Source organism: Pseudoroseomonas ludipueritiae (assembly GCF_014490445.1).
Taxonomy (GTDB): Bacteria; Pseudomonadota; Alphaproteobacteria; order Acetobacterales; family Acetobacteraceae; genus Pseudoroseomonas; species Pseudoroseomonas ludipueritiae.
Map to the genome: position 1 here is coordinate 35,177 of NZ_JACTUZ010000003.1, position 25,559 is coordinate 60,735.

Annotated in this window: 25 protein-coding genes, 1 tRNA gene and 1 pseudogene; 19 read left to right on the top strand and 8 right to left on the bottom strand. The window is 66.1% G+C overall.

The genetic code is table 11. The features are described 5' to 3' along the window. Positions 1 to 104: 104 nt before the first annotated feature. Positions 105 to 671: a preprotein translocase subunit YajC gene (locus IBL25_RS01830; RefSeq protein ID WP_187776854.1), complete on the bottom strand. Its 567-nt coding sequence runs from the start codon at positions 669 to 671 to the stop codon at positions 105 to 107. A gap of 39 nt (positions 672 to 710) precedes the next feature. Then, positions 711 to 1,664 (bottom strand): SphA family protein, encoded by a 954-nt coding sequence (locus IBL25_RS01835; RefSeq protein ID WP_187776855.1) that lies wholly within the window; start codon positions 1,662 to 1,664, stop codon positions 711 to 713. A 408-nt stretch (positions 1,665 to 2,072) separates the two neighbouring features. Here IBL25_RS01835 and IBL25_RS01840 point away from each other — a divergent pair, with 408 nt between their 5' ends. Then, entirely contained in the window at positions 2,073 to 2,792 is a 720-nt protein-coding gene (locus IBL25_RS01840; protein ID WP_187776856.1) for a transporter family protein, read from the top strand. Positions 2,793 to 2,871: 79 nt separating this feature from the next. On the opposite strand, the gene IBL25_RS01845 is transcribed toward IBL25_RS01840, so the two are convergent. Then, on the bottom strand, positions 2,872 to 3,420 hold the full coding sequence (locus IBL25_RS01845) for a hypothetical protein (protein ID WP_187776857.1): 549 nt from the start codon (positions 3,418 to 3,420) through the stop codon (positions 2,872 to 2,874). 422 nt (positions 3,421 to 3,842) lie between these two features. After that, a complete protein-coding gene (locus IBL25_RS01850; RefSeq protein ID WP_187776858.1) occupies positions 3,843 to 4,625 on the bottom strand; it encodes a DUF2092 domain-containing protein in 783 nt (260 codons plus the stop codon). 358 nt (positions 4,626 to 4,983) lie between these two features. Here IBL25_RS01850 and IBL25_RS26630 point away from each other — a divergent pair, with 358 nt between their 5' ends. Together IBL25_RS26630 and IBL25_RS26760 are read left to right on the top strand one after the other, a co-directional pair. After that, complete coding sequence (locus IBL25_RS26630; protein WP_367615526.1) at positions 4,984 to 5,238, top strand: hydantoinase B/oxoprolinase family protein; 255 nt, start codon at positions 4,984 to 4,986, stop codon at positions 5,236 to 5,238. A gap of 163 nt (positions 5,239 to 5,401) precedes the next feature. After that, positions 5,402 to 5,734, top strand: a pseudogene (locus IBL25_RS26760) (hypothetical protein); the annotation flags it as partial. Between the two features lie 115 nt (positions 5,735 to 5,849). Here IBL25_RS26760 and IBL25_RS01860 read toward each other — a convergent pair. Beyond that, a complete protein-coding gene (locus IBL25_RS01860; RefSeq protein ID WP_275295939.1) occupies positions 5,850 to 6,557 on the bottom strand; it encodes a GntR family transcriptional regulator in 708 nt (235 codons plus the stop codon). Between the two features lie 76 nt (positions 6,558 to 6,633). Here IBL25_RS01860 and IBL25_RS01865 point away from each other — a divergent pair, with 76 nt between their 5' ends. From IBL25_RS01865 to IBL25_RS01895, 7 genes are all read left to right on the top strand, one after another. Beyond that, on the top strand, positions 6,634 to 8,367 hold the full coding sequence (locus tag IBL25_RS01865; protein ID WP_187776860.1) for an acetolactate synthase catalytic subunit: 1,734 nt from the start codon (positions 6,634 to 6,636) through the stop codon (positions 8,365 to 8,367). 155 nt (positions 8,368 to 8,522) lie between these two features. Then, entirely contained in the window at positions 8,523 to 9,740 is a 1,218-nt protein-coding gene (locus tag IBL25_RS01870; RefSeq protein ID WP_187776861.1) for an ABC transporter substrate-binding protein, read from the top strand. Between the two features lie 24 nt (positions 9,741 to 9,764). Next, positions 9,765 to 10,640 carry a branched-chain amino acid ABC transporter permease gene (locus IBL25_RS01875; protein ID WP_187776862.1) on the top strand — a complete coding sequence of 292 codons (876 nt, stop codon included), beginning with the start codon at positions 9,765 to 9,767 and terminating at the stop codon, positions 10,638 to 10,640. Positions 10,641 to 10,650: 10 nt separating this feature from the next. Beyond that, on the top strand, positions 10,651 to 12,456 hold the full coding sequence (locus IBL25_RS01880; protein WP_187776863.1) for a branched-chain amino acid ABC transporter ATP-binding protein/permease: 1,806 nt from the start codon (positions 10,651 to 10,653) through the stop codon (positions 12,454 to 12,456). Next, positions 12,440 to 13,144 (top strand): ABC transporter ATP-binding protein, encoded by a 705-nt coding sequence (locus tag IBL25_RS01885; protein WP_187776864.1) that lies wholly within the window; start codon positions 12,440 to 12,442, stop codon positions 13,142 to 13,144. The genes IBL25_RS01880 and IBL25_RS01885 overlap by 17 nt, the downstream gene beginning before the upstream one ends. Before the next feature lie 7 nt (positions 13,145 to 13,151). After that, positions 13,152 to 13,943 carry a 3-oxoacyl-ACP reductase FabG gene (fabG, locus tag IBL25_RS01890; RefSeq protein WP_187776865.1) on the top strand — a complete coding sequence of 264 codons (792 nt, stop codon included), beginning with the start codon at positions 13,152 to 13,154 and terminating at the stop codon, positions 13,941 to 13,943. Between the two features lie 188 nt (positions 13,944 to 14,131). Beyond that, a complete protein-coding gene (locus IBL25_RS01895; protein WP_187776866.1) occupies positions 14,132 to 14,446 on the top strand; it encodes an EthD family reductase in 315 nt (104 codons plus the stop codon). A 289-nt stretch (positions 14,447 to 14,735) separates the two neighbouring features. Here IBL25_RS01895 and IBL25_RS01900 read toward each other — a convergent pair whose 3' ends face one another. Next, entirely contained in the window at positions 14,736 to 15,587 is an 852-nt protein-coding gene (locus tag IBL25_RS01900) for a GntR family transcriptional regulator (protein WP_238940146.1), read from the bottom strand. On the opposite strand from IBL25_RS01900, the gene IBL25_RS01905 reads away from it, so the two are divergent. The 9 genes from IBL25_RS01905 (at position 15,586) to IBL25_RS01945 (ending at position 23,591) form a co-directional block, all read left to right on the top strand. Further along, complete coding sequence (locus IBL25_RS01905; protein WP_238940147.1) at positions 15,586 to 16,566, top strand: 4-hydroxythreonine-4-phosphate dehydrogenase PdxA; 981 nt, start codon at positions 15,586 to 15,588, stop codon at positions 16,564 to 16,566. The genes IBL25_RS01900 and IBL25_RS01905 overlap by 2 nt on opposite strands. A 64-nt stretch (positions 16,567 to 16,630) precedes the next feature. Beyond that, positions 16,631 to 17,632, top strand: coding sequence for a Bug family tripartite tricarboxylate transporter substrate binding protein (locus IBL25_RS01910; protein WP_187776868.1), 1,002 nt, complete (start codon positions 16,631 to 16,633; stop codon positions 17,630 to 17,632). 21 nt (positions 17,633 to 17,653) lie between these two features. Next, entirely contained in the window at positions 17,654 to 18,136 is a 483-nt protein-coding gene (locus tag IBL25_RS01915) for a tripartite tricarboxylate transporter TctB family protein (protein WP_187776869.1), read from the top strand. A gap of 10 nt (positions 18,137 to 18,146) precedes the next feature. Beyond that, on the top strand, positions 18,147 to 19,679 hold the full coding sequence (locus IBL25_RS01920) for a tripartite tricarboxylate transporter permease (RefSeq protein WP_187776870.1): 1,533 nt from the start codon (positions 18,147 to 18,149) through the stop codon (positions 19,677 to 19,679). Between the two features lie 28 nt (positions 19,680 to 19,707). Next, the gene (locus IBL25_RS27450) at positions 19,708 to 19,920 is read left to right on the top strand and encodes a type 2 periplasmic-binding domain-containing protein (protein ID WP_194433579.1); all 213 of its coding nucleotides are present in this window, start codon (positions 19,708 to 19,710) and stop codon (positions 19,918 to 19,920) included. A gap of 101 nt (positions 19,921 to 20,021) precedes the next feature. After that, positions 20,022 to 21,404, top strand: a complete 1,383-nt coding sequence (locus IBL25_RS01930; RefSeq protein WP_187776871.1) for an NAD(P)H-dependent oxidoreductase — start codon at positions 20,022 to 20,024, stop codon at positions 21,402 to 21,404. Positions 21,405 to 21,562: 158 nt separating this feature from the next. After that, positions 21,563 to 22,078, top strand: coding sequence for a hypothetical protein (locus tag IBL25_RS01935; protein ID WP_187776872.1), 516 nt, complete (start codon positions 21,563 to 21,565; stop codon positions 22,076 to 22,078). Between the two features lie 18 nt (positions 22,079 to 22,096). After that, on the top strand, positions 22,097 to 23,155 hold the full coding sequence (selD, locus tag IBL25_RS01940) for a selenide, water dikinase SelD (RefSeq protein WP_187776873.1): 1,059 nt from the start codon (positions 22,097 to 22,099) through the stop codon (positions 23,153 to 23,155). A gap of 100 nt (positions 23,156 to 23,255) precedes the next feature. Next, positions 23,256 to 23,591, top strand: coding sequence for a hypothetical protein (locus IBL25_RS01945; protein ID WP_187776874.1), 336 nt, complete (start codon positions 23,256 to 23,258; stop codon positions 23,589 to 23,591). A 14-nt stretch (positions 23,592 to 23,605) separates the two neighbouring features. Here the strand turns inward: IBL25_RS01945 and IBL25_RS01950 are convergent, their stop codons facing one another. Together IBL25_RS01950 and IBL25_RS01955 are read right to left on the bottom strand one after the other, a co-directional pair. Continuing rightward, the gene (locus IBL25_RS01950) at positions 23,606 to 23,986 is read right to left on the bottom strand and encodes a hypothetical protein (protein ID WP_187776875.1); all 381 of its coding nucleotides are present in this window, start codon (positions 23,984 to 23,986) and stop codon (positions 23,606 to 23,608) included. A 1,386-nt stretch (positions 23,987 to 25,372) separates the two neighbouring features. Further along, positions 25,373 to 25,468 (bottom strand) — tRNA-Sec (locus tag IBL25_RS01955). Positions 25,469 to 25,559 lie beyond the last annotated feature (91 nt).

Genomic DNA, 25,559 nt, shown 5'->3' on the forward strand with positions numbered 1-25,559 from the left:
GTGGAATCCACGGCAGGATCAAAGCGCAAGAGGCTCGCCAACAGGCCCTACGCCGACAGCAGCGGCATCGCCTTCTACGGGAGGCGACGGGGGTCGCTCCACGCTCAGCCGGCTGGTGGTGCCACGTGAAGGGACACGGCATCTGTGAAGGTGACGTCCAGCTCGTCTCCTGGCTTCAGGCTGGGCAGCAGGTTGAGCATCGGTTGATGCCGTACCGTGAAGCGGCGCGGCACTCGGTCGGGACCGATCACGGCGATGCTGCGCCCCGCGACGTCGACGCCCTCGACGCGGACCCGCACCCGTTCACGATGTACCAGGAGGCCTCCGGGCTTTTCGCCCTGCTCGGCACGCGCGGCGCTGGTGGTCGAGGGGGGGCGTGGGTCACCAGGCTGGGCGATCTCTGCCGCAAAGGTGCTGACAACCCGTAGAACGACACGGTCACCGGGCTTGAGCTGCGGCAGGTTGCGTAGCTCGGGGGGCGCCTTGACCGAGAGCAGCGCGCCGGTTTCGTCGCGCAGCAGGACATCACGGCTGGTGAGGTCCACGCTCTCAACAACGGCATTCACCGCATCGTTGCCGATAACGGCGGCCGGCTGGGCCATTGGCCGCTGCGGCTCCACGGTGAAGGCCCCGAGCAGGGCCAGGAGGGGGAGAGTCGCACGGATGCGCATTGCGTTTTTTCCTTGTTCTTCCGGGGACGCGGGCGGCTGTCAGAATTTCCCGGAGATGGAGAAGAAGACACCGCCGCCATGTGGCCGGTTCTGTGCGCCGAACTCGGTGACCCAGCGCAGGGATGCGTTGATCTCGGTCTCGCCGAGTTTGAAGGCGTAGCGGGCCATGGGGCCAGCTGAGAAAACGCGGCCGCGGAACCCACCCAGCCGGTCGGCCAATCCGCCCTCATCATCCGTGATCTGTTTCAGGGCTGATCCGGCGACGCCGATGCCGAAGCCTTTGGCGACATCAATACTGGCGGAGGCATCCAGGTGCAGGATGGCGCCGCTGGTGTAGTCGGTCTTGGCGTTACGTGTGTTGATGTCGAGGCCGAGATTGAAGGACAGATCCAGCCCGCTGGAGGGATGCAGGTAGGTATAGGCAACGGTCGGCGTGAAGGTCCAGTAGCCCATGCTCACATTGGCCAGGGAGGAGCCATCGTAGAGACCAGTCGGCGCGAAGATGTCCAGCCGCGCCTGGAAGAAGTTCGTGCCGCTCCGGTAGCCGAGCATGGCGGGGGTGATGATGATGTCACCCGGATTGAAGTCTTTGTCGGTGTCCCTTATCGGGCCGGCATAGGCACGGGCGCGCATGTACTGCACCGGAATGGTCAGCCCCATGGCGTAGGTGAAGTTGCCCATGTCGAGCTTCGGAACCCAGATCGCGCTGTAGGAGAGGCTGGCGAAATCGACATCCAGGCCGGCCCGGATCTCCCCCGCGACCGGCAGGTTCAGTCCACGACTTGCCGAAGCATAGTAGTAGAGCGGCGCTGACGACCAATAGAGGCCCGGGTCCCAAGGAACGATGCCAGCTTTTGGCGTGGCGAAGGCCCCGCTGATGTAATGCCCGCCGCCGCCCTCCGAGGCTTCGGCGCCGCCCACGAAGGCCGTGCCCCAGGCGAGAGCCAGCAGCCCGGTGCAAACTCTGCGCATCGTAGGCGCGTGATACGTCATGCGCTTGCCCTTTCCATGAGCGGCGGCACTCCGCCCTGACCAGCGAGAGTGCGCAAGCTGCCCCGGTTTGGGCATCCTGGCTTTACTGCAGACGCGCCGGGATTTTGCCGTAGTCTCGCCAAGCTGCCGGGGTGTGCGGGAAGTGCGGCCGCGTCTGGGGTAAACCTCGGCGGCGGATCAGGAATACACCTGATGTGCATGGAGACGACGGACAGGCTGTAGTGGGTAAGCGTCATGGGGGCGGGCTGCCCTTGTGTGGCATCGAGCCGGGGGACGCGGGAGAACATGCGAAAGATGAGGCAGAATCGGGCTTCCCATTGGTGCGGCGCGGCCATGACAGGGCTTGCGCTCCTCTGCGCCGCAACGCCGGGCCAGGCCCAGAGCAGCGACCAGTCGGACCGGCATTCAGTGGATGAATTGTCGCGCCAGGTCGCCAATCCAATCGCGCACCTGATCAGTGTCCCGCTGCAGAACAACATGGATTTCGGCGCCGGGCAGAAGAACTCGATGCAGGACACGCTGAACATCCAGCCGGTGATCCCGCTCGAGCTGGGCAATGGCTGGGGCGTGGTGACCCGCGTCATCTTGCCGGTGATGTATCATGGTAGTGCCTATACGGGTGACGAGTACCGCAGCGGCCTCGGTGATACGAGCCTCAGCCTGTTCTTTCATGGCCCGCTGGAGCAGGGCAAGCCGATGATCGGCTTGGGGCCGATCATCCGTGTTCCGACCGCAACCGACGACCAGCTCGGCAACCGGCGCTGGGGCGCGGGCCCCACCATGATTATGGTGCAGCAGAGCCCGCGCTGGACCTTGGGTCTCCTCGCATCCCATGTCTGGTCCTTCGGCGATTCACCCGGCAGACCTGACTTCAACGCCACGTCGGTGCAGCCCTTCGTGGCGCATACCTTCAGTGGCGGCTTCTCGCTGAGCGCCACGACCGAAACCGTTTATGACTGGACCACCCGCCAATGGACGGTGCCGCTCAACTTGCAGGCGGCGCAGATCGTCAAGCTTGGCCCTCTTCCGGTCAGCCTGTTCTTCGGGCCGCGTGTCTATCTGCAGCGCCCCAAAGGGGGGCCGGACTGGGGCCTGCGCTTCGGCGTGCAGTTCCTGTTTCCGACCTGACCCCTTTAACGGGTGCGGGTTCCTCCTGACTCGTGAACCTCGGAACTTCCCAGGTCAGCGCTCAGGGAGGCTTTGTGGGCTACCCCCGTGGCGGCGGCACGGCAATCCAGGCAACGCTGCCGCCTTCCATGACTGGCTGTAGCCAATCGTTGCCGCAGTGATCGAAGCTGATCGGTCCAATCACCTCTGGCACGCACCCCGTGGGCGGCTGCGTGAACCGGGTGCCTAGCGCGTATCGGGCACCTGGCGGCACCGGGGCGGGGTTGGGAGCCGCAGGCGAGGCCTGGCTTTGCTGCGCCGGTGCGGTGTTGCGGGCAGAGCGGTCGGCCGAAGCGGCCGCCTGCTCCGCGGACCCCTGCGCTGCCCCTGCCGCGTGCTGGGCCCGGCTGGCTGCCGCTGACGCCGCCGCGGCTGATTTCCGGGCCTCTTCAGCGGAGGCGTCATTGGCGGTGCTGCCCGATGGCGCAGTGGCAGGTGGCGGCGGCGTGACGATCACGGTGGTCGGTGTGTCGGCCCTGTTGATCGCGCCGGCCACCAGCCCGGCGGTCGTGCCGGCGATCAGGCCGCCAGCAATCACCGCCCCGGCATCCCAGCCGTAGCCGCCGCCGCCATAGGCGGGGTAGGGCATTGGGGGCGGTAAGGGCGGGGGCGGCGGCGGCGGGCGAAAGCCGCCCCCACCGGCGGGTGGCGGACGCCCGCCGGCGGGCGGCGGATGCCCACCAGCCGGCCCCCGGCGCCCCGCGACCACCGTGTTCCCGGCATTGATGGTAACCTGATGTCCGCCCCGGATCTCATTGTGCTGGGCGATACGGTTGCGTGCGCCTCCAGCCGGACCATGCGGCCCGCCGCCTCCAGGATGGACGTTGCTGGGCAGCGGACGCTGCTCCCCACGCCGCACTGCGCCGGCCGATGGGTGGAAGCCGGCGCCGGCGAAGCCCGCGGCAGGTCGATGAAAGCCGCCTCCGCCGAACCCATGTCCCCCACCGCCGAGCCGCGCTGTGGCCGGCGAAGCGAGCAACAAGCCGCTAAGTGCCAGGGCTGTGGCGCGTCTCATGGATCACCTCCATCTTGCCGTCGAGCGAAGGGAACTGGCCGAGTGCCGGGCGGCTGGCGGAAACTGAAGAAGCTCTCGTCAATGCTAGGCCCGATCCGCCAGGCATCGAAGCGCAGCAGAGTCCGCCGTCCATCGCGATTCACGCTGACCATCAATGGTAGGGGCAAGTCAGCCTGTGCCACCCACAACTCCCAGGCGACCGGGCCGCTCTGCAGGATCAGGTGCCATGCGGGATGCCCCGAGATTTCGGTGCTCGACACGACCTCGCCGGAAGTGCCCGGCGCCAGCCGCGCATGGGGGTCGGAGACCAGCAAGGTTCCAAGCTCCAGCGGCACGCCGAGCTGGTCCTCCAGCAACGGGACGGCCTGGTCGAGGCTGGCCGGCGCCGGCTCTTCGGCAAAGACCTGCTGGGGGATCGCATGCACGGTGACCTTGCGGCCGTCGTAATAAACATCCGCCAGCACAGCGTCGCCGCGGATGTCGGCGCGCAGCCTGTCCGGACGGCGGATTGCCAGCGTGATGTCGGAAAGCAGCGAGGCTGTGCGGCCATCGGCCAGCGCAACCTCCCGCAACACGGTCAGCTCCACCGCCAAACTGGGCGCCGCCGCCAGGCCGCGCGACATGGCACGCAGCAGCTGGTCGGCTTCGTCGCTCAACCCGGCAGGAGAGGCAGGTGCCGGCGCTGGGAGAACAGGTGCTGGCGAGGCCGCGGGCGGCGCCGGGTCACTCGTCGTCTGCGCCGGTACCGCCGTGATGCCGGACAGCAGAAAGGCCGCCACCAGCGGTAATCCCCTCCCCGCGCCTTTCCGCATGTCAATCTCCTCCCCAGCGTTGTCCGCAGCTTGGTGCGGAAATCTTAGGGGGTAGCCCTTCGATGGATGATCGGGTGGATACCTGATCGAGATAGCAGAAATCCCTTAGGCTCCCACGCCTGCGGTGCATTCGCGAGAGAGTCCGTTCCGCTCACGGCACCTTCTGCCTGACCGCAGCACAAGGCCGGTTCAGGAGCTGGCAGGCCGCAGAAGTACGGCCTCACTGTTGGGCAGGCATCGTCGCAGCGGCTGATATCGATGAGAGCGTGAAGAACCGTGCTGCGACCACGGGGGCCAAGGGCACGGCCCGCTGCGGCCGGCTGACGTGGTCGCGTTGAACAACCCCTTCAACGGTCGCCCGCGCCTGCCCGATGTCGCGGTGGCCACCCCGGTCTTCGACGCCGCGTGGCGCGCAATCCTGTTCTTCCTGCGCGGGCACCATGCCGACATCGGCGGCATCACCTCTGGCGCGACACCAGCTGGAGGAGAGCGTTGTGGCCGCTGCGTGTCCACACCACGGTGGAATTCACCGGCACCAGCCCGCAGAATCCCACGAACTTCATCACCCCGCCGGCGGTGACGCGCGGTCGTGCTCTACGTGTTCCGCTGCTTGGTGGGCACGAAGATCCCCCTCAATGACAGATGCCTCAAGCCGATCCGGCTCCTGATCCCGCCCTGCACCTTCCTGCCGCCGGGGCTCGGGTGGTGCCGGGCAGCACCGCGGCGGCAACGGGTCGGTCCGGCGCCTGCGCTTCATGGAGCCGAAGACCGCCGTGATCGTGGCATCGCACCGCGAGGTCGCGCCCTTCGGCCTGGATGGCGGGGCGGACGGCGCCGCGGGACAACAATGGGTTGAACGAGCGGATGGCTCGCGGCGGGAACTATCAGGCACTGCGCGGGTCGAGTTGTGGCTGGGGCACGTGTTCGAACCGCGACTGCCGATGGTGGGGGCGTCGGGGCCGCCTGGGCGGCGCCTCCCCCTCCCCTTCCCTCGCAACAGGCATGGACCAGGGTGCCCCCTGCCTCCCCGCGCCGGGAACCCGCGCGTCGTTTCAGCAGGAACATGCCCGGCATGACAACCTATCGGAGGCACGGGAGGAAGTCGTCAAGCCATCTGAATTCCTACTTGCTACTTCCGTGTGAGAAACAGGAGCAAGATGGCATTGCATCGCCAGAGCGAGGGTGACGAGATTAGACTCTACTAGAAGCATCGCTGTTTAAAAGCGCCAACAAGGGCCGACTGCCTTCATCGATATCGCGGATCATCGCCGTGCGAACCCCTTCTGCATCACCATTCGACAATGCCGTCAGCGCTTCCTGGTGCCCGTTGTACAGAGGCGCCACTTCATAGAGGCGGCTGAGCAGCGGCCCACATTGCATCCAGAGATTTTCCACCAACCCGAGGAGCACGGGCATCGCCGCAAGGCGGCATATACCAAAGTGGAATTTCTCGTTCGCCTGAACAGCAGCAACAAAGTTCTTGGCTCGCTCAGCTTCCATCATCGACGCGTGTACCGCAGTCAGCGCCCCTATATCGGCCGGTGTGACGCGATGTGCTGCCGCCAGCGCAGCCTCGCCTTCCAGCTGGCAGCGTAGATGGCGGATCTCCAGGAACCTTTCCCGGCTGATGGAGGGGACCACCACGGTTCCGCGCTCGTCCATGGACAGGGCTTGCTCCGACACCAAGCGGAGCAAGGCCTCACGCACAGGTGTTGCACTGATGCCGAGTTGCGCTGCCAGCGGCCGCAACTGCAACTTCTCCCCCGGCTTCAGGCGGCTCAGCATCAGTGCGGACCGCAAGGCGCGATAGGCTCTTTCACTCAGACTCTCGCGCGGGACGGGGTCAAGCACTCTGCCGGAGCTTGACCGGGGCAACCGCGGCGCAGGCGCTTTTGTCATTGACAAGCTCAATGCCAGAATTTCACTGTTATAACAAATGACGCGGCCACAGCGTCAATGAGGGAGGGAGACCGCCATGGATACCGCCATGCCGGCCAACAGGCCCGGCGTGAACGAGTCCGTCGCCATGCGCTTGGCCACTGCCTTTCGCCGTCACGGGGTTGAGATTGTCTTCGGGCAGAGCATCCCCTCCAGCTTCTTTCTGGCAGCGCCTCAGGCCGGTATCCGGCAGGCGACCTATCGCGCCGAGAATGCCGGCGGCACGATGGCGGATGGTTACGCACGCATCAGCGGCCGCACCGGCGTGGTGGCAGCGCAGAACGGTCCTGCCGCGACCTTGCTGGTGCCGCCACTGGCGGAGGCACTGAAAGCCTCCATCCCCATCGTTGCCCTGGTCCAGGACGTGGCGCGCGACACCACGGAGAAGAACGCCTTCCAGGAACTCGATCATCTGAAGCTGTTCGACGGCTGCACAAAGTGGGCCCGGCGCATCGACCACGCCTCCCGCGTTGAGGAGATGGTTGATCTGGCCTTCGCGCAAGCCAATGGTGGCCGCCCGGGTCCCGTGGCGCTGATCCTGCCGGCCGACCTGCTGACCGAGACAGCCCGCGCCGCCGAGAAGCGGCAGGCCGACCTTGGCCGATACCCCTTGGACCGCAGTGTAGCGGACCCGGCGGCGGTGCGAGAAGCAGCGAGGCTGCTCGCGGCGGCCCGCGCGCCGCTGGTGATCGCCGGTGGCGGCGTGCATGCCTCTGGCGCCTGCGAGGCTCTGGCGATGTTGCAGGAGCATGGGCACCTGCCGGTCGCCACCACGGTTATGGGCAAAGGCGCTGTGGCGGAAACGCATCCATTATCGCTCGGCGTGGTCGGCTACTTCATGGGGCATGGCGCCCGCGGCCGGGCACTGCGGCCACTGGTTGAGGAAGCGGATGTCGTGTTGCTGGTCGGCAACCGGGCCAACCAGAACGGTACCGACAGTTGGAAGCTGTACCCGCAGAACGCCCGCTACATCCAGATCGACATCGACAGCACGGAGATTGGCCGAAATTACGAGGCACTTCGCCTCGCCGGTGATGCGAAGCTGACGCTGCAAGCGCTGCACGACGCGATGCTGGCCGAGGATCTTTCACACCGCGCCAACGCACGCTCCAGGATGGAGGCCCATATCCGAGAGGGCGTCGAAGACTGGCGCCGCTTCACCCACCACATCCGCACGAATGACCGCGAACCGATCCGCCCCGAGCGCGTCATGCAGGCGCTGGAAAACATCATCGACGCTGACACCATCGTCGCCGCCGATGCCAGCTACTCCTCCATCTGGGTCGCGAACTACCTGACGGCGCAGCGGCCTGGCATGCGCTTTCTGACGCCGCGAGGACTGGCCGGCCTCGGCTGGGGCCTGCCGCTGGCCATCGGGGCAAAGCTGGCAGCCCCGGCTCGGAAGGTGGTGTGCCTCGCCGGCGATGGTGGCTTCGCCCATACCTGGGCGGAGCTGGAGACGGCCCTCCGGCTCAAGCTCGACATTCCAGTAGTTGTGCTCAACAATCAAATCCTCGGATATCAGAAACATGCCGAGGACGTGATCTTTGGGGCCCATACTGAAGCCTGTCACTTCGCGCCTGTAGACCATGCGGCAATCGCCCGCGCCTGCGGCTGCCATGGCATACGCGTGGAGCGTGCGGCCGATCTCGATGCCGCCTTGCAAGAGGCCTGGCAGCAGGATCGGCCCACCGTGGTGGATGTCATCACCGACCCCGATGCGCGTCCGCCGGTGACCTTCTACGACAACACATACCCTTCCCCCTTCTGATGCAGTTCCTCCGCGAGACCTGCGCCGTGCCGGCTTGGAGCTGCAGGAGGTGCCGCAGCCGCAGCCACAGGACAGCAGAAAGTTGACGCTCCCTGCTGCGGCCGAGAGACGGCTGAACCCGAATATACGGACGATAGAACAGGGAGGAAAATAAGATGAACACGCGGCGTTGGACACGGAGAGTTACGCTGGGCCTCCTGCTCAGCACGGGTATCGCGGCAGCACAGCCGGCCGGCGCCGAGGTTCGCTTCGGCGCTTTGTATCCCTTCAGCGGTGAACTGGCGGTGCTCGGCGACGAGAGCTGGCGCGGGCTGGAACTGGCTGTCGAGGAACGCAACGCAGCAGGTGGCATCAAGGGCGAGAAGATCGTGCTGATGCGCGGAGACGCGGTGGACAACAACCAGGCGGTGGCCGAGGCGCGGCGGTTAATCTCGGTGGGTGGCGTCAAGGCGATCTTCGGCACCTACTCCTCCGCGCGCGCCCAGGTGGCGAGCCAGGTGGCGGAGCTGGCACGCATTCCATACTTCGAGATGGGCGCGGTCTCAGATGCCATCACCGAGCGCAAGTTCCGTTACCTGTTCCGCACCAATCCCACCGCCCGCAACATGGCCGAACGCTCTGTCGACATGGTGGTGAACGCCGTGGCCAAGGGCCTTTCTGTGGAGCCGGGCAGCCTCAACGTCGCCATCATCCATGAGGATAGCCTCTATGGCACCACGGTTGGGCGCTATCAGACGGCCTATGCCAAGGAGCGCGGGCTGAAGATCGTCGAGACGATGCCTTATCCGGCCAACGTCGTTGACATGTCGTCGCTGATCCTGCGGCTGCAGGCAGCCAAGGCTGATGTTGTGCTGCAAACCTCCTATCAGAACGACACGGTGTTGTTCTTCCGCCAAGCCAGGGAGGCCGGCTTCAAGCCGCGCGCCATCATCGGCGGCGGCGGCGGCTACTCGCTGCGCGAGACCATGCAGGCGGTAGGCCAGGAGGTGATGGAAGGTGTGCTGAACGTCGACTTCACGCAGATCGCCACGAATCCGCAGGCTGCGCCGGGCATCGACAAATTCGTTGAGGCCTACCGCGCGAAGTACAACATGGAGCCGCGCTCAGGCCACAGCCTTGGCAACTACGTCGGCGCCAAGGTCTTCCTTGAAGCTGTGGCGAGCGCAAAATCCACCTCAGCCGATGACATCCGTGCTGCCGTGGCCGCGGTGGACATCCCTGATGGCGGTACTGCGGAAGGCTGGGGCGTGAAGTTCGGCGCGGACGGGCAGAATGAGCGCGCCAAGATGATGGGCCTGCAGTGGCAGGACGGCAAGCTGGTCACCGTCTTTCCGCCAGAAGCAGCGGTATCTGAGATCCGCCTGAACCGCTGAAGACCGGGAAGGAGCCCGCCCCGCATGGACACCTTCGTGCAACTGGTGCTGAATGGGTTGATGCTGGGCGGGCTTTTCGCCATCATCAGCGTCGGGTTGACATTGATCTTCGGCATCATCCGCCTGGTCAATTTCGCCCATGGCGAGTTGCTGATGGTGGGCATGTATCTCACCTGGATCGGCGCCACCAAGCTCGGGGTGCATCCTTATCTTCTGGCGCCTCCGGTGGTGCTGGTGCTCTTCGTGCTCGGGCTGCTGATCCAGCGTTTCATCCTGCAACCGCTGTTGGAAGCGCGGGATGCGCATGTGCAGATTTTCGCCACGGTCGGCTTATCCACCGCGCTCATCAACCTGGCACTGCTGGTGTTCGGCGCCGACCTCTACGCGACACCCTCCAGCGGTGTGCGCGACTCCATCTCCTTTGGGCCGTACCGTGTCCTGGTAGGGCAGTTGGTGATGTTCGTCTGCGGCATCCTCGTGGTTACCGCGCTGCACCTGTTCATGGAACGCAGCTATCTCGGGCGGGCCATCCGCGCCACGGCGCAGCACCGCGCCGCGGCACAGCTGATGGGTGTGGATGTGAAGCGCATCTACATGGTGACCTTCGGCATCGGCGCTGCCTGTGTCGGGGTGGCGGCGGTTCTGGTGGCGCCGATCTATCCGACCTCCCCCACAGTGGGCACCTACTTCGTGCTCACTGCTTTCGTGGTCGTGGTGCTGGGTGGCATGGGCAGCCTGCACGGCGCCTTCGTCGGCGCGCTGATCATCGGCCTCGTGGACAGCCTCAGCGGCTTCTACATCGCGCCGGACCTGAAGGAGGTGGTGATCTTCGCCTTGTTCATCGGAATCCTGTTGCTGCGGCCGACAGGCCTGTTCGGCCTCGGCCGTGGCTCCGAATAAGGATCGGCCCATGAACGACATGACGGTGCCCGCCACACAGCGGCCGGCGCGCCGCGTTGACGCCGCCAGCATCGGCGTTGCCGCCCTTCTGGCGCTGATCCTTGCCGTGCCTTTGCTGGTGGGTGACGATTTCGTATCCCATGTCTTCATCACCATCTGCCTGTATGGTGCGCTGGCGACGGCCTGGAACATCGTTGGCGGCTTTGCCGGGCAGCTTTCCCTCGGGCACGCGATTTTCTATGGCATCGGGGCCTATACCGCTGCATTGCTGGTGCCCTACGGCATCTCGCCCTGGATCGGCATGTTGGGCGGCGCACTTGTCTCGGCGCTGGTGGGGGTGGGCATCGGCCTGCCCTGCTTCCGCCTGCGCGGGCCCTTCTTTGCGCTGGCGACCATCGCCTTCCTGCAGGTCATACGCCTCCTGGCACTGCACTTCACCGGCCTTACCGGCGGCGCTGTTGGCTTGATGGTGCCGCTGCAGACCGGCTGGCAGTGGATGATCTTCTTTGATCGCTGGCCTTCACTGCTGATCGCCTTCGGGATGCTCGCCTTTACACTGGCGGTGAGTGGATGGATCCGCCACTCTCGCTTCGGCTATTACCTGGTGGCGACGCGGGAGCGTGAGCCTGCGGCGGCGGCGGCCGGGGTCAACACACTGCGCATCCGCTTGGCGGCCGTGGCGGTGTCGGCGGCGCTGACCTCCATGGTCGGCACCTTCCACGGCATGTACCTGACTTTCATCGAGCCGGAGGCGATGTTCTCCCTCGCCTTTTCCGTCCAGATCGCGATGTTCGCTCTCATAGGTGGCATCGGGACGGTGCTGGGGCCGCTTTTCGGCACATTGCTGGTCGTGCCCCTCACAGAACTGGCGCGTGGCTGGCTCGGTGCCTCGGCACTTGGGTTGCACGGCTTTGTCTACGGCACGGTGCTGGTGCTGATTGTTCTGTTCCTGCCGGACGGTCTGGCGGGGTTGCTTCGCCGCAAGACGGCGTCCGATGCCGCGGATGTAGAGGCCGGTGCTCCTGCTGCCAGCGTCCCGGCGGAAGCCCGCCCCGCTCGTCCGCCGCTGGGCGAGCCCATCCTGGTGGCCGAACACCTGAACAAGCGCTTCGGTGGCCTCGCCGTTACAACGGACGTGAGCCTGTCGCTGCGGCAGGGTGAGGTGCTTGGCATCATCGGCCCCAATGGCGCCGGCAAGACCACGCTGTTCAACCAGCTATCCGGCTTCCTTGCGCCACAGAGCGGCGTGGTGCGGGTGCGGCTGGCAGATGGTAGCCTCGTGACGCCGGCGACGCCGCATGGCTTTGCCCATGCCGGCGTCGGCCGCACGTTCCAGATCGTCCAGCCGTTCGCGGCCATGACGGTGCTGGAGAATATCATGATCGGCGCCTTCCACCGCCACCCTGGCCGGGCCGAGGCGCGCGAGAAGGCGTTGGAAACCGCCGCGCGCATGGGGCTGTGGTCGCAGCGTGACCTGGAAGCACGCTCGCTCACCATCGGTGGGCTGAAGCGGCTGGAGGTCGCGCGCGTCATGGCGATGGAGCCGCGTATCCTGCTGCTGGACGAGGTGATGGCCGGCCTGAACCAGACCGATGTCCGCCGCGCCATTCGCATGATCGAGCAGATCCGTGACGACGGCGTGAGTATCATCGCCATCGAGCACGTGATGCAGGCCATCATGGCCCTTTCGGATCACGTGGTGGTGCTGAATTCCGGCCGGGTTATCGCGGAGGGCCAGCCGAAGGAGGTAGTGCGCGATCCCATGGTGATCGAAGCTTATCTCGGGAAGGATTTCGTCGATGCTCACCCTGCATGATGTCCAGGCAGGCTACGGCCGCACGACCATCCTCCATGGCATCAATATCGAGGTGCGCTCAGGCGAGGTCGTCACCATCGTTGGCGCCAATGGCGCGGGCAAGACCACCACGCTGCGCACCATTGCCGGGCTGGTACGGCCGAGTGCCGGGCGCATCACCTTCGAGGGCGAGGAGATCGGCCGCCTGTCGCCGCACGAGGTGGTCGCGCGCGGCATCACCCTGATTCCGGAAGGGAGGCAACTGTTTCCCTTTATGAGCGTACGCGACAATCTTCGCATGGGTGCCTATACGCCACATGCCCGCGCCCGAATGGAACAGACCATGGAGGAGGTGCTGGAGCTGTTTCCCCGGGTCAGGGAACGGCTCGACCAGCATGCCGGCTCCCTTTCGGGCGGGGAGCAACAGATGGTGGCGATCGCGCGCGGCATGATGGCACGGCCGAAGCTGCTGATGTTCGATGAACCCTCGCTCGGCCTCGCCCCCATCATTGTCTCCCAGGTTTTCGATGTGGTGGAGCGCATCGTGCAAACCGGCGTCACGGTTCTGCTGGTGGAGCAGAATGTGTTCCGCACCCTTTCTATCGCCGACCGCGGCTACGTCTTGGAGAATGGCGAGATCACCATGAGCGATAGCGGTTCTGCTTTGTTGCGCGACGATCATGTGCGCCGCGCTTATCTCGGAATCTGAGAGCGTGATGTCCATGCAGGATCTGGCTACCCGCCCAAGCCATGCCGGCCGCTGCGTACTGGTCACCGGTGCAGGTCAGGGTATCGGCGCCGCCATCGCCATGGCTTTTGGCCGCCGCGGCGCGGCTGTCGGGGTGCTGGACGCGTCTTCCGACCGTGCCGAGGATGTATCCAGGGCGATCCAGGGGAATGGCGGCAGGGCGTGTGCCGCCACGGCGGATGTGGCTGACTATGCGGCGCTTTCGGCAGCGGTGGATGCCCTGCAGGCTGAACTCGGTGTGCCTTTCGACACATTGGTGAACAATGCCGGCATCTCGCCCAAGCATGACGGGCGGGCGCACGAGGCATGGGAGATGGCGCCGGATGAATGGAACCGCGTTGTCGCCGTCAACCTCAGTGGCTGCTTCAACGCCATCCGCCTGCTTACGCCGGCAATGCGTGCGGCAGGGCACGGCAGCATCGTCAACATGTCCTCGATCGCCGGCCGGACCTATTCCATGGTGGTTGGCGCCCATTATGCCGCCACCAAGGCCGCACTGATCGGCTTGACCAAGCATCTGGCCGGCGAACTCGGTCCCTATGGCATTCGTGTCAATGCGATTGCACCGGGCCGCATCGATACCCCGCTGATCCGGACGGTGCCGGACGAGGTGAACCAGCGCCAGGTGGCGGCTACGCCACTGCGGCGGCTCGGCAAGCCGGAGGAAGTAGCAGACCTGGCGCTTTACCTTGCTTCCGGCGAGGCATCCTTCGTCACCGGGCAGGTCGTGGATGTCGCCGGCGGAATGATGATGACCTGAGGTCAGGATTGGTGGGCGCATGGGCAAGCGCGGCAGTCCCGCCCTGGCCCGGCCAGGCAGTATTTCGTTGCAAAGTGGGTTGTGTCGGGGACAGTTTAGCATGCTCCTGACATCCGGCAGGTCCCCGGTCCAGGCGTCGCCGAGGCAGCAGGGCGTAATCCACAGTTACCGGATCATCAGGAGGTTCCATGTCCGCCACTGCTCCCACGATCATCTATGTCACTTACCAGGGCAGCGCGACGACACGTTTCGACCGTGGCTACTATGTCGGGACCCATCTGCCTCTGGTCATGAAAGCCTGGGAGGGGCACGGCCTGGAGAGTGCCGCCGCTTTCTTTCCGGCCGCCGCGCAGGACGGAACCATCGCGATCTGTGAACTTCGCTTTCGTGATGATGCAGCACTCGCAGCTTCACTTGCTTCGGCTGACACTTCTGAAGTCATGGCCGACGTTGCGCGTTTCACTGACGTGAAGCCTGTATTGGCACGTGCCGTGTCGGTGTGACGGGATGATGTGTCGTGTCTTCTCGCTGAGCCAGGTTGATACGCTTCCATGCCCTTGGCGCGGAATGAGCGGGGCCGCGACATAGCCGAAGCGGCCTCAGCGCCGGGCAAAACCATCGTCGGTGTGAGGTATGGCTGTCTCGCGGCTCAGCACTTCTGCGTCGAGATCAAGATGATTCTCATCCTGACCGGCGGCGCCTGGAGTGCCGGATCAATTCCCCAAGATCCTGATTGTCGGTGCTCTGGTCATCCTTGGAGCACGGGACGCACATCCAGGCGCCGACAGAGCCTTAGATCAGTTCCTTCACCCGCTCGTAGGTATTGTCCAGGTGCTTTCCCAGGATGTGAGCCAGCGCTTCTCCGTCGCGCGCCTTCAGGCTCCGGATCATCTCCTCGTGCTCGGCAACGGCATCGGCCCATTTCTCCGGGCCGGCATTGCCAATGAAGCGGATATGTTTCATGCGGGACTGGATCGCTTCATGTGCCCAGATCAGCGTCGCATTACCCGGTAGTGCCACGATGCCTGTATGGATGGACTGATTCAGCTTGAAATAGGCAAGGCGGTCCTGGGCCTTGTAACACTGCATCATCCCATGGTGCAGCGCTTCGATAGCCGCGATGCCGGCGGCGGAGCCTTCGGAGCAGGCCAGGCGGCCTGCCAGCATCTCCAGGGATTTCAGGACGACCAGGCTGTCGGCCACATCCTTGCGCGTCAGCCGGCGCACCACCGCACCCCGGGCTGGCACCAGTTCCACCAGCCCTTCGCCGGCAAGCACCCGCACGGCCTCCCGCAGCGGTGTGCGGGAGACGCCAAGCTGCGCGCAAAGCGCCACCTCATTCAGCCGGGCACCGGCCGGGATAAGGCCCTGGGTGATGAGGTCTCTGAGCCTGACCGCCACCTCCTCCTGCAACGGGCGGCGGATGATTGGCCCATCCGCCGGGGCGGCTGCTTGTTGCGGATGCGCGTCCCATTCCGCGTCCATGACTGGGCTTCCTAAACGATGCTGCTGAGAGGCCTGGCTTACCACGTTGACTCCGAAAATACTGTATGCAGTATAATCGGACAGGGGTTTACCAGAAGGGCCCATCTCCATGAGGATGCAGGCTGCATTTTCCGCCAAGCCTCGGATCGCCTTGGCCATGGGCGACGCGGCCGGTATCTCGCCTGAACTCGCGGCCAAGGTCCTGGCCGATGACGATGTCCGCGCGGCGGCCTCGATCACCGTCTTCGGAGATGCCCGTGTGCTGGCCGAGGGCGCGCGGGTGGCTGGCCTCGATCTGGACATCGACATCGCGGCGGATGTTCCGGCATCAGCCCCTCGGACGGAGCGGCCACTCCTGATCGACCTGGCCCATTGCGACCCGGCCGAGGTTCCGCTGGGGCAGATCTCCGAAGCTGGCGGCCGCTTTGCCACGGAGAACTTCCGCCGGGCGCTGGCGATGGCCGCCGCCGGCGAGGCCGATGCGGTCTGCTTCACGCCCTTCAACAAGGCGGCGATGCGGCTGGTGACCCCTGGCTATGAGGACGAGATCGGCTTCACCGCGGAGGCCATCGGCTTCCATGGCGTGGCCAAGGAGTTCAACGTGCTGGAAGGGCTGTGGAATGCCCGTGTCACCTCGCACGTGCCGCTCAAGGATGTTGCCTCCCTGCTCAGCCGGCAGACCATCCTGGACAACCTGCGCCTGACCCATGATGCCTTGCGGGCGGCGGGCATCGCGCGCCCGCGCATCGCCGTTGCCGCGCTCAACCCGCATGCCGGCGACAATGGCAATTTCGGCCGCGAGGAGATCGAGGTCATCGGCCCCGCCGTCGAGGAGGGCAAGGCGCAGCAGATCGGCTGCGACGGCCCTTTCCCGGCCGATACGGTGTTCGTGCGCGCCCGGCGCGGAGACTTCGATGCCGTGCTGACGATGTACCACGACCAGGGGCAGATCGCGATGAAGCTGATTGGTTTCGAGGCGGGGGTCACGCTGATGGGCGGCTTCCCCTTCCCGATCTGCACCGCCGCGCATGGCACCGCCTATGACATCGCGGGGCGGGGAATCGCCCATCCGGGCGCCATGCGCAACGCGCTGCTGCTCGCGGCCCGCATGGCGGCCAGGGAGGTTGCGGGTCCCTAGATCCACCGAAACACCGCAGAGAACCCCAAAGGGGCGTGCGGAGCATCCAGGAGGAAAGAGTTCCATGAAGCTTGTCCCGACGGCGGCGCTTGCCGCTGGTGCTGCCTTGCTTGCGATCTTCCCGGCGGAGGCCCAGACGACCTGGAAGCCGACGAGGCCGGTGGAATTCGTCGTCACCTCCGGCGCCGGGGGTGGAACCGATGTCTTCGCCCGCACCGTGCAGGCCGCCATCACCAAGCACGATCTGATCCCGACTTCCGTGGTGGTGTCCAACAAGGGCGGCGGCTCGGGCGTCGAGGGCTTCGTCTACGGCACCGGCGCCAAGGGTGACCCGCACAAGGTGATCTTCGGCACCAACAATGCCTGGACCCTGCCGATGGTCGCCAAGGTCAACTGGAAGGTCACCGACCTGACGCCGGTGGCCATCATGGCCTTCGACGAATTCATGCTCTGGGTGAAGCAGGACGCCCCCTACAAGACCGCCGCCGACCTGGTGGCGGCGGCGCGGGAGAAGCCGGGGTCGATCCGCATGGGCGGCAGCCAGACCCATGACACCGACCAGACCCTGACCATGCTGATCCAGCGCGCGGCCGGGGTGCGCTTCAACTACATCCCCTACCGTGGCGGCGGCGAGGTCGGCGTGCAACTCGCCGGCGGGCATATCGAGGCCAATACCAACAATCCGTCCGAGAGCATCGGCGGCTGGCGCGGCGGGCAGGTGCGTCCGGTCTGCGTCTTCCGGCGCGAGCCGCTGCCCCAGGGCGGCAAGGTGACGGAGACCCAGGGCTGGTCCGACATCCCGACCTGCGCCAGCCAGGGCGTGGCGGTGGAGGAATTCCGCATGCCCCGCACCGTCTTCCTGCCCCCCGGCGCGCCGGCGGCGGCGCAGGCCTATTGGAGCGAGGTGTTCCGCAAGGTGAGCGAGACGCCGGAATGGCAGGATTACATCCAGCGCACCAGCCAGAGCGGCCGCTTCATCGGCAGCGACGAGATGCGCGGCGTCATCCAGGCGGAGGAGACCGCCACGCGCGAGGTCTTTGCCGCGGAAGGATGGCTGACGAACTGACCGGCGGGAAGGAGAGGCGGCATGCTGTCCCGACTGCATCTCGAACTGATCTTCGCCGGCCTGGTGTTCCTGATTGGCCTGGGCGGCCTCTACGGCTCGGCCGAGTTGAACACGGGCTGGGCGTCGGACGGGCCGCAAGCCGGCTTCTTCCCTTTCCGCGTCGCCCTGATCCTGATGGCGGCGGCGGTGCTGGTGGCGGTGCAGGCCTGGCGCGGCCGGGCCGCGCTGCGCCAGGTGCCGGTGGCCGACCATGCGGGCCTCGGGCGCGTGCTATGGTTCGGCCTGCCGATCATCGGCATGGTGGCGCTGGCCCAGTGGCTTGGCCTCTATGTCGCCATGGCGGCCTATCTGCTGTTCACCATCCGGCTGCGCGGCCGCCGCCCCTGGACAACCTGCCTCGGCGTCGCGCTCGGGGTGCCTATCGTCACCTTCATCGTGTTCGAGCGGTGGTTCCAGGTGCCCCTGCTCAAAGGGCCGCTCGAAATCATGCTCGGCCTGGGCTGAGGGGAACGCCATGTTCGCCAATCTCGAAGCATTGGTTCATGGCTTCAGCGTCGCGCTCACCGCCTACCACGTCCTGCTGATCGTGTCCGGGGTGCTGCTCGGCATCCTGGTGGGCGTGCTGCCGGGCCTCGGCGCCCCCAATGGCGTGACGCTGCTGCTGCCACTGACCTTCTCGATGGACCCCGTCTCGGCCATCATCCTCCTGACCAGCCTGTATTGGGGCGCGCTCTTCGGCGGCTCCACCACCTCGATCCTGTTCAATATCCCGGGCGAGCCTTCCTCCGTCGCCACCACCTTCGACGGATATCCGATGGCGCGGCAGGGGCGCGCGACGGAGGCGCTGACCTATGCCTTCCTTTCCGCGGGCTTCGGCGCCCTGGTCGGCATCATCGTCATCACGCTGCTCTCCACGGCCGTCGCCTCCTTCGCGCTGCGCTTCGGGCCGCCGGAATATTTCGCGGTCTATCTGCTCGCCTTCGCTTCCTTCATCGCCTTCGGTGGCGGCGCGCCGCTCAAGACGATCGTGTCGCTCTGCCTCGGCTTCGGCTTCGGCATGATGGGGACGGACACGGTCTCCGGCTCCATGCGCCTGACCTTCGGGCTGGACGAGCTGATCCGTGGCATCTCCTTCCTGGTGGTGGTGATCGGCCTCTTCGGGCTCGGCGAGCTGCTGCTGACCATCGAGGAGGGACCCGAATTCAAGGGCGCCAGCGGCCGCATCGACCCACGCGCCATGCTGCGCGCGGCGGCGCGGATGCCGCGCTACTGGCTGGCCATGCTGCGCGGCAGCGCGGTGGGCGTCTGGATGGGCGTCACACCGGGCGGGCCGACCGCCGCCTCCTTCATGTCCTACGGCATCGCCCGCCGCGTCTCGCGCAACCGCGGCCGCTTCGGCAAGGGGGAGCCGGAGGGCGTGATCGCGCCGGAAACCGCCGACCATTCCGCCGGCACGGCGGCGATGCTGCCGATGCTCTCCCTCGGCATTCCCGGCTCCGCCACCTCGGCGGTGATGCTGGGCGGGCTGATGATCTGGGGGCTGAACCCGGGGCCGATGCTCTTTGCCGAGCAGAAGGATTTCGTCTGGGGCATGATCGCCTCGATGTACCTGGGCAATGTCGTCGGCGTCGTGCTGGCCCTGGCGACGGTGCCGCTCTTCGCCGCGATGCTCTCCATCTCCTTCTCGATCATCGGGCCGATCATCGTCACGGTCTGCCTGGTGGGCGCCTATACCGTGGCCGGGGCCGGCTTCGACCTGTGGCTGGCGCTGCTTTTCGGCATCGCCGGCTACCTGATGAAGAAGCTCGACTATCCGCTTGCGCCCTTGGTGCTGGCCATGGTCATCGGTGACAAGGCGGAAGATGCCTTTCGGCAGTCGATGCTGGTGTCCAACGGCTCCCTGAGCATCCTGTGGTCGAACTGGCTGGTGGGCACGCTGACCACCTTGGCCATCCTGTTCCTGCTCTGGCCTCTCCTGGCCGTGCTGCTGCGCCGCCGGCCGGCGGAGAGCCTCGCCCTGGCAGCCCATCCGGAGCAGGACGCATGAGGAATGCCATGCCTGCCGGCCGGTACGGCTGCGCTTCACGCATCCTCACCCGGAAAGCGACAGCCGGAAAAAGGCCGCGAGGCTCTTCAGGAAACAACTGAAGGAGCGGGCCGATGGTGCCGTCACCGCGCAGGTCTTCGGCAATGGCGTGCTGGGCAGCGGCCAGGCCAGCACCGCCCCGGCCCGCGGCGGCACGCCGGATATCGCCAGCACTGCGGCGCGGGTCGAAAAGGCCCGCTGATGCGCGGCGTCATGCCGTTCCTGCTGGTTCCGCTGCCGCAGACCGTCCCACGCCATTGCGCCGGTTCCGCTGAAGCCCGTTCCCCAGACCAAGAGATTGCCATGAACCATGAGATCCTGTTCCGCAGCCTGGGCGACCGCCGCTTCCGCGTCGGCGTCACCGGCGCCAAGGGCAGCTTCAGCCGGACCCTGCTTTCGCAGATCCGGGCTGTGCCGCAATTGCAACTGGCGGCGCTGTGCGACCTGGACCCGCAGGGGGTCCTGACGGTGCTGCGGGAACTCGGCTTTCCATCGGAGGCGGCCCTGCTCTGCGAGGATGCCGGCGCCGCCCGGCAGGCCGCCGGGGCCGGCAGGATCGTCGTGCTGCGCGACCATGCGCTCCTGGCCGCTGTGCCGCTCGACATCGTGGTGGAAGCGACCGGGCAGCCGGAGGCCGGGGCGCAGGTCGCGATGGAAGCGATCCGGCGCAATGTGCATGTGGCCATGGTCACGAAGGAAACGGATTCGGTTGTCGGGCCGCATCTGAACCAGCTCGCGAAGGAGCATGGCGTTGTCTACACCACCGCCGATGGCGACCAGCCGGCCAACCTGATCGGCCTTGTCACCTGGGCGCGGCTGCTGGGCTTCGATGTGGTGGCCGCGGGGAAGTCCAGTGAATACGACTTCATCTTCGACCATGCGACCGGTGTCGTGACCCAGACGGACCAGCGCTGCACCGCACCCGCCCTGGCCGATCTCTGGACATTGGGCGAGGACATCCCGGCGCGCCTGGCGGAACGCTCGGCGGCCCTGGCTGCCCTGCCGCAGAGCGCGACGCCGGATTATTGCGAAATGAATATCGTGGCCAATTCCACCGGCCTGCTGCCCTCGCGGGACGCGCTCAATTACCCGGTCTGCCGCATCTCCGAACTGGCGGATATCTTCATACCCCGCGCCGAGGGCGGCATCCTGGACCGGACCGGGGTGGTGGATGTGTTCAACTGCCTGCGCCGGCCGGAGGAAGTCAGCTTCGGCGGCGGCGTCTTCGTCATCGTCCGCTGCGGCGATGCCGTGGTCTGGGAGATGCTGCGGGAGAAGGGGCATGTGGTCAGCCGCAATGGCCGCTATGCCTGCATCTTCCAGCCCTACCACCTGATGGGGCTGGAGACGCCCGTCTCGCTGCTCTCCGCGGCGGGACAGGGGCGCGCCTCGGGCAGCGATACCCAGCGCTCGCATGCCGTCATGGTCGCCCGCGCGGATCGCGACTTCCAGGCCGGGGAAGTGCTCGAGATGGGCGGGCACCACCATGTCATGACCGGCTGCACCGCGCTTCTGCTGCCGGCCACCGAGGCGGAAGGCCTGGTGCCCTTCTACCTTGCCGCCCACAAGCGGCTGCGCGTCGATCTTCCACGCGGTACCCTGCTGCGCGAGGACATGGTTGATCTTGAAGGCTCGGTGATGCAGCGGTTGCGCCGGTCCGTCAGCCTTCAGCCGCCCAAGGACTGAAATTCTCCCACGAGCGGCGCGGCCAGGGCACCCTGGCGAGGGTTGCCAGGGCACCGCGCCCATCCACGCGCCGGGAGGCGAAACAGCCGTTTCCAGGAGCAGCCCCTCCCCGCTCCTGGAGCGCGTCGGTGGAAGCCGTCTCGATATCGCCGGATGCCGTGACCATCGCCGCCGTGACATCCTGCACCAACACCTCCGACCTCAGCCTGCTGGTTGCCGCCGCGCTGCTCGCCTCGCCACCCCTGGCCGTGGCCTATGCCATCGCCGGACGCGCCGCGCCGGGTATCGGCCAGGACCTGCTGGGGGCCACGCGTGAGGTGAGCCTGATCCAGGCCGGCGGCATGCCCCGGCCGTCCTGCGCCGTGCCCTGGCCGCCGACCGTGATCGCTGCGGGCGGGAAGCGCCTGCCGACCTGTTGCCCCGGGGCGGCAGGCATGGCAGGGAAAGGTGAGGCGCGGTCCCTGCTGCGGCGGCTCAACGGCCCGCAAGGCCCCGATGTTCGAGGCTTTTACGCCACGCTCAGGCTCAAGAGGCAATCGGTGATCCGGTGTGCCACGCCCCACTTCAAAGGAGCAGGCGAGCAGCTTTACCGTGGAGGCCATAATACCACCCGTCCACGCTACTTTCCGCTGGCCGAAACCTCATATGAGCGACAGAAGCACTGCTGGCCCTGAAAGGTGACGAACAACACCATGAATGATGCGAATATCAACGTCGCTCCAAGGCTCACGGAACTGGCGCATGGCGGTGGCTGTGGCTGCAAGCTGGCGCCGTCCGTGTTGCAGAAGTTGCTTTCCCGCCAGCCTGCGGCCCAGCCCTTCAGCCAGCTCCTCGTCGGCACGGAAACGGCGGATGACGCGGCGGTCTGGCAGGTGGACGAGAACCTGACGGTGATCGCCACCACGGATTTCTTCATGCCCATGGTGGACAACCCGCGCGATTTCGGGCGCATCGCCGCCACCAACGCGATCTCCGACATCTACGCCATGGGCGGGCGGCCCATCATGGCGCTCGCCATCCTTGGCATGCCGATCAGCAAGCTGCCGCCGGAAGTGATCGCGGAGGTGCTGGAAGGCGGCGCTTCGGTCTGCGCCGAGGCCGGCATTCCGGTCGCCGGTGGCCACTCGATCGACTCCCTGGAGCCGATCTATGGCCTGGCCGTCATCGGCCTGGGGCACCCCAAGCAGCTGCGCCGCAACAGCGGGGCACAGCCGGGCGACGCGCTGATCCTGACCAAGGGCATCGGCGTCGGCATCTATTCCGCCGCCATCAAGCGGCAGGCTTTGCCGGAAGGCGGCTATGAGGAGATGCTGGCCTCGACCACGCTGCTGAACCGCATCGGCTCCAGCCTGGCCAGCGATCCCGCCGTGCATGGCATCACCGATGTCACCGGCTTCGGCCTGCTCGGCCATGGGCTGGAGATGGCGCGCGGCTCCAGCGTCACCCTGACCATAGAGCAGGATGCCGTGCCGCTTCTGGCCCAGGCGGAGGCCCTGGCGCAGCAGGGCTTCGTCACCGGCGCCTCGCACCGCAACTGGGACAGCTACAGCAGCGGCGTGACCCTGCCGGAAGGCTGCCCGGACTGGCGCCGCCTGCTGCTGACGGACCCGCAGACTTCAGGCGGGCTGCTGATCTCCTGCGCAGCGGAGGCAGCGCCCGCCCTGGTCGGCCGCATCCGCGAAGCTGGCTACCCGCTGGCGCGCCAGATCGGCACCATCACGGCCGGCCAGCCATGCGTGGTGGTGCGGTAACCGGCGCCATCCCCGCTTGTTCTATAATGGCGGCGCAGGCGCGGGGCCGCCCCGCGCGTTGTGCCTGGTACCGGCGCCCGCTTCACAGGAGTTGAACCCCATGCGTCCACAGCCGAAGGTGATCGCGTTTCTGGCCGCGCTGGCCTTGGCCTCGCCCGCCCTGGCCCAGAATCCGCCTTCCGCGCAGAGCCTCGATACGCGGCCGGGCTGCGGCCAGAACAACCGCGCCGAGCCGGGCACCCAGCCGCAGAAGGAAAGCGGTGATGGCACCGCGCCCGGCAATGCCGGCTCCACGGGCTGGAGCGGCGGCACCGGCGGTTCCTATATCGGCACCAACCCCGCAGGGGCGACCGGCGCATCCCGGACCTGGCAGCCGCCGACGGCGCGCGGCCTCGACCCCATCGGCGCCCCGAAGCGCGCCGCCCCGGTCTGCTGAAGGCGCGCCCAGGCTCAATGCGGCTTCAGTTCCTCCAATTGAAGCCGCAGCCCATCCGCGTTGAAGAACTCACCTTCGCGGATCAGGGTGCGGTCCTCGTGCAGCTTGCGGGTCAGGGCGCCAAGCCTCGCGCGAGCCTCGGCATCCCGCACCAGCCCTTCCCGCCCGGCACGGAAGAACACGGCGCCGGACCATGCCACCCCGGCACCGGCGAAAAGCGATACCATCTCCGGCCAGCGCGTCTCGTCCCCCACCACATGCAGCCAGGCGGAGCGCAGTGGCTCCACTGTCGTCTCGGTGATGCGCACCAGCACAAAGAGCATGGTGAAATCGCCCACCTCGCCATGGGTGCCGGCGATCCATTCGTCGAAGTCGGTCTGGATGGGGGCGGTCATGATGCTGTCCCGGATGGCAAGGAATGGGCCACGATACAGAGGCTTACCAATTTGATGTTAAAAGACATTGTTCCGTAATACCGAAAGAAATACCCGGCCTGATTGGCCCATGCTAACCGCGAAAGCGGAGGGCGGCTGAGCAAAATCCTTGTTCAGCTTCCGCTCGCTTTGATACCGTTCCGCCCATGAGCCAATCATCCCCCTCCCCGTGTCAGCCGACAGGCGCGCGGCGATGGCAGCGACATGGGCGCTGCTGGAGCGGAGTAGCGCCTAGAGCGCCAGATGTACGGCGGCGGCAGCGCCTTGTGGTCCAGCCATGATCGACCAGAGCGAACAGGCCGCCCTTCTGGCCCAAGTTCCCGCCGTTCAGCGGGTGCCCCTCCATGACCAGCGTATTGTGGACGCCGCAGGACCGCACTGTGGCGCCACGGTATTCCCGGGCCGTCCATTCGCCTTCACCAGCCGGACCCCAGGTGCGAGATCAGGTTGCTCATGCGGATGATCTAACCGCGCGGCAGGAGCGCGGCCATGCCAACAATTATGGCGGGTATCTCAAGGTGTAGGCTTAGGCACTATATTGAGGGATTATCGTGCGGCGATGGTGCGGAAGCAGGCCGCAGCAGGATGGGAAGCGGAGATAACTACTTCCTGCTTAGCCTCCTCGGGCAGAGTTGAGGGCGAGCAGGTAAGTGGCACCGTCATGGCTCAACGTTGCAAAGCGGCTGTCCCAAAGGTTCTGTGTCCACTTCAGGAAGGTCAGTGCGTGCGGATTGCCGCGCTTCGCCCCACGAAGACGCGGCGCCAGGATATGCATCGCTGCGAGGATCAGGCCAGCGCAAGTCCAAGGCTGCGGAGCGAGTGGAGGACGTGGTTCCCAAGGCTGAGCAGCACGTCCGCTGCGTGTACCTCTGCCCACTTCGGCGGTTCTGAGCGTACCAAACGTGGGCCATGGCTTCGAATGGCCGGGTGGTCGCGTGAGCCTTCGCCGCCCGCTTCAGCCGCTTCTCGGTGTTGAGGTCGCGCCCGGCCGCACCGGATGAGGGTGGCATCCCATTGCTGGTAGGCGCAAGCCGACGACACGCGCGGGTATTATCCTATGGGTGGTGTCTTTTATCGACCACCATGTTCGTAGCGGTAGATCCACCGCTTCGATCTATTCGGCACGGTCTGAAGATGCGGGCCGCCGCCTTCGCCCAGGCAGTAAAGCTTCTCTCCCGGTGCCGCCGCCGCACCCGCCTATCGGTCAGCACCGGACCTTCCGATGCCCGGTATCCCGCATAGGCCGGGTCGAATGTCCCTCAACAAAGGGCTTCAACAGGAACAAAGCGGGACATCCAATCCACCCGATGTTCTTGGACTTATTTGAGCCTATTTAAGATTGGGTATTGGCGGAAGAGAATGGGAGTCGAACCCACCCGGGACAGTCTCGCTGCCCCACCCGGATTTGAAGTCCGGACGCCCCACCAGGAGCGACTCTCTTCCATCCGCGGGCGGCGAGCCGAATTGGTCCGCCCGATGCGGGTTGATGCGCCGAAGATCGCCCCGGCGCAAGGTCACACCGTGGCGGTCGAAG

Coding starts and splice junctions, on each gene's coding strand:
- IBL25_RS01830 (WP_187776854.1), bottom strand. CDS start 671: ATGCGCATCCGTGCGACTCTCCCCCTCCTGGCCCTGCTCGGGGCCTTC.
- IBL25_RS01835 (WP_187776855.1), bottom strand. CDS start 1,664: ATGACGTATCACGCGCCTACGATGCGCAGAGTTTGCACCGGGCTGCTG.
- IBL25_RS01845 (WP_187776857.1), bottom strand. CDS start 3,420: ATGCCCTACCCCGCCTATGGCGGCGGCGGCTACGGCTGGGATGCCGGG.
- IBL25_RS01860 (WP_275295939.1), bottom strand. CDS start 6,557: ATGACAAAAGCGCCTGCGCCGCGGTTGCCCCGGTCAAGCTCCGGCAGA.
- IBL25_RS01865 (WP_187776860.1), top strand. CDS start 6,634: ATGGATACCGCCATGCCGGCCAACAGGCCCGGCGTGAACGAGTCCGTC.
- IBL25_RS01870 (WP_187776861.1), top strand. CDS start 8,523: ATGAACACGCGGCGTTGGACACGGAGAGTTACGCTGGGCCTCCTGCTC.
- IBL25_RS01875 (WP_187776862.1), top strand. CDS start 9,765: ATGGACACCTTCGTGCAACTGGTGCTGAATGGGTTGATGCTGGGCGGG.
- IBL25_RS01880 (WP_187776863.1), top strand. CDS start 10,651: ATGAACGACATGACGGTGCCCGCCACACAGCGGCCGGCGCGCCGCGTT.
- IBL25_RS01885 (WP_187776864.1), top strand. CDS start 12,440: ATGCTCACCCTGCATGATGTCCAGGCAGGCTACGGCCGCACGACCATC.
- fabG (WP_187776865.1), top strand. CDS start 13,152: ATGTCCATGCAGGATCTGGCTACCCGCCCAAGCCATGCCGGCCGCTGC.
- IBL25_RS01895 (WP_187776866.1), top strand. CDS start 14,132: ATGTCCGCCACTGCTCCCACGATCATCTATGTCACTTACCAGGGCAGC.
- IBL25_RS01905 (WP_238940147.1), top strand. CDS start 15,586: ATGGGCGACGCGGCCGGTATCTCGCCTGAACTCGCGGCCAAGGTCCTG.
- IBL25_RS01900 (WP_238940146.1), bottom strand. CDS start 15,587: ATGGCCAAGGCGATCCGAGGCTTGGCGGAAAATGCAGCCTGCATCCTC.
- IBL25_RS01910 (WP_187776868.1), top strand. CDS start 16,631: ATGAAGCTTGTCCCGACGGCGGCGCTTGCCGCTGGTGCTGCCTTGCTT.
- IBL25_RS01915 (WP_187776869.1), top strand. CDS start 17,654: ATGCTGTCCCGACTGCATCTCGAACTGATCTTCGCCGGCCTGGTGTTC.
- IBL25_RS01920 (WP_187776870.1), top strand. CDS start 18,147: ATGTTCGCCAATCTCGAAGCATTGGTTCATGGCTTCAGCGTCGCGCTC.
- IBL25_RS01930 (WP_187776871.1), top strand. CDS start 20,022: ATGAACCATGAGATCCTGTTCCGCAGCCTGGGCGACCGCCGCTTCCGC.
- selD (WP_187776873.1), top strand. CDS start 22,097: ATGAATGATGCGAATATCAACGTCGCTCCAAGGCTCACGGAACTGGCG.
- IBL25_RS01945 (WP_187776874.1), top strand. CDS start 23,256: ATGCGTCCACAGCCGAAGGTGATCGCGTTTCTGGCCGCGCTGGCCTTG.
- IBL25_RS01950 (WP_187776875.1), bottom strand. CDS start 23,986: ATGACCGCCCCCATCCAGACCGACTTCGACGAATGGATCGCCGGCACC.